The organism is Daejeonella sp. (assembly GCF_049655485.1).
Taxonomy (GTDB): Bacteria; Bacteroidota; Bacteroidia; order Sphingobacteriales; family Sphingobacteriaceae; genus Daejeonella.
Genome location: NZ_JBASJU010000306.1, coordinates 1 through 2,138 on the forward strand (window position 1 = coordinate 1; position 2,138 = coordinate 2,138).

5 protein-coding genes are annotated in these 2,138 nt (G+C 34.9%); all 5 read right to left on the reverse strand.

The window, feature by feature from the left end:
- The coding region (locus WBJ10_RS12585; protein ID WP_424290814.1) for a D-Ala-D-Ala carboxypeptidase family metallohydrolase at positions 1-325 on the reverse strand (325 nt) is incomplete at its 3' end.
- Between the two features lie 2 nt (positions 326-327).
- Positions 328-876 (reverse strand): hypothetical protein, encoded by a 549-nt coding sequence (locus WBJ10_RS12590; RefSeq protein ID WP_424290816.1) that lies wholly within the window; start codon positions 874-876, stop codon positions 328-330.
- Positions 877-1,449 carry a hypothetical protein gene (locus WBJ10_RS12595; RefSeq protein ID WP_424290818.1) on the reverse strand — a complete coding sequence of 191 codons (573 nt, stop codon included), beginning with the start codon at positions 1,447-1,449 and terminating at the stop codon, positions 877-879. It abuts the gene before it with no gap.
- A gap of 64 nt (positions 1,450-1,513) precedes the next feature.
- Entirely contained in the window at positions 1,514-1,819 is a 306-nt protein-coding gene (locus tag WBJ10_RS12600) for a hypothetical protein (RefSeq protein ID WP_424290820.1), read from the reverse strand.
- 2 nt (positions 1,820-1,821) lie between these two features.
- Positions 1,822-2,138, reverse strand: a 317-nt coding sequence (locus tag WBJ10_RS12605; protein WP_424290822.1) for a hypothetical protein, incomplete at its 5' end; no start/stop codon positions are given.

Here is a 2,138-nt window from a genome sequence, read left to right on the forward strand (position 1 = left end):
GGTCAATAGCGTTGCCCTTTAAATGTTGGGATTCAGTGGCACCACCACAACGCTTATTATAGTAAAAATCTCTATAAGTACTATTAATAGTGATAGGTTGTTGTAATGATTCCCTAATACGTTGAAGTTTAAGAATAACAGACTTGTGCAGTTTAGTGTACGAAACAGCAGGATTTTTGGTTAGGAGTTCTTTTAAGTTGAAGTTTTCAGTAACCTGGTAAGTTAAATCTGAATTTTTATCGAAAACCAGGTAAGAGCCTTCAATTTTAAAACGGAATGCAAGCGCATCCCGTTTTAGTTGTTGGTCAAATGTTTGAGAGTTCATAATTAAGAAAGTAAAATTCTAAAGCCGTTAAATTGACTATTGATATTGAAATGTTGTTGAACTATTCCCCCTGCAACGTCAGTTATAACTGCCGTAGTAGTATCATAAACGAAATACCCAGTTTCTGTAATAATGTCAGTAAACAAAAGAATATCGTTGTTATTAACAGTTTTTGGTATTGTCCTATAAACCTCTGCAACTGTTCCAGTCCAGTTTGCAGTAGCTTGCTGTAAGCCGGAAAGAAGTATATTAAAGTCAGGGTCAGGCATAGGATTTACAAAACGTAACCGGGTATAATAGACGGTCTTTTGAGTATCAAGAGCGATACCCCTGTATTCTATTGCAGTAGATAAATTACCAAAGTAAATAACGTTTTCGTTGGGTACGAAACCCTTCTTTTCGATAATTGGAGAATTGTGTACGAGTTTAGAATGGTAAGAGAAATGGAAAGGTTGAATAGAAATTATATTTTTTTGAAGGAGTGACTCTATTAAGTCCACTGCAAAAAATTCGGTTAAGAATTTATGACCCTTTAGGAATTTTTTATCCATTTACATGTATTTAAGTTGAGTTTCTATTTGTTTAAGTTCTGAATCGTTTAAAACGATTCTTAGGTGAGAGGGGAGATCAGCAAGAAAATTTTTCCCGTGTAGAATGTTTTTCCAACCTTCTACTGTAAAAATAGATTGCAACGAATTAAGAGTGCCCCAATTTTTTAATTCTCGCATGCCATAAGCAACTTTAAGAGCTCTTATGTCATTTGGTAGTTTTACACGTTTGACGATTGAAATTATTTTTTGTTCGTCAACAGAATGAGAATCTATAAGACTGTGTATCTGATTTGCTATACCATGACTTGTTCCAGTAATAGGTATATTTTGCTTTGCTAAGTTGTCTTTCTCGTGTTTTACTTGACTGGCTTGTGAGTGCTCGGTTGAGACGGTTTGAGCCACAACTTGCTTTTCAGCTTGAACATTTTGTTTACGTTCTGCTTGCGCTACAGGGTTAGAAAAGATATTATAGATTTTATATCCAATAAAACCAACAATAGAGAGAGTTAAAATTCCTGTAATAGAAGAAATCCCCCCGTTTCCGAGAGGATTTTTTAAAAATCTGTTATACATCTACATGAATTTTTTAAACAGATAAAAGGTAATTGCAGAGGCAATAACCATGTTTAAAATGCTTTTAGCGTCTATCATTGTCAGGAAGGTCTATTTGTTCGTCATAAGGAACGGGATTCATTATATTTTGAATCCAGACAATTAACGGAATGTAAGCAAGAGCGACAAGAGTTCTAAACCACCAAGCTTCACTATAATCTATTGCTTTTTGCATAAGGTTTAATTCTAACTGTTGAGCTTTTTTGTCCTCAATTAGTTTTCTTTGTTCGTTAAACCATACGTCAGAATCTTTTTCTAATTGTGCTTTATCTGCCGGCGGCATAGGAGAAACTTTATCGATTACCGCGTATATGAGTTGAGGAATTTTCATTTTTATTTAATGAGTTTAGGAATAATAAGAAATCCGCCAATTACAGCGAGAACTATAAAGATTAAAGACTTAGTATCAGAGGAAACAGATACTTCTGTTCCTACTGTTGCGATAGGTTTCCCAGATGCAAGATTATTTAGTTTATCTTTTCCCCAATCAACCCAAGATTGATTTTTATTGCCTTTTACAACAACTTCGTCCAATCCAATAGAACCATCCGTAGCCAGAGTGCCACCCATTGAATTTGGAGAATTGCCGGAAATAATGGTCGGCACATTGTTACCTTTAGAAACATTGATAGCGGTAAACACCTTAGCAC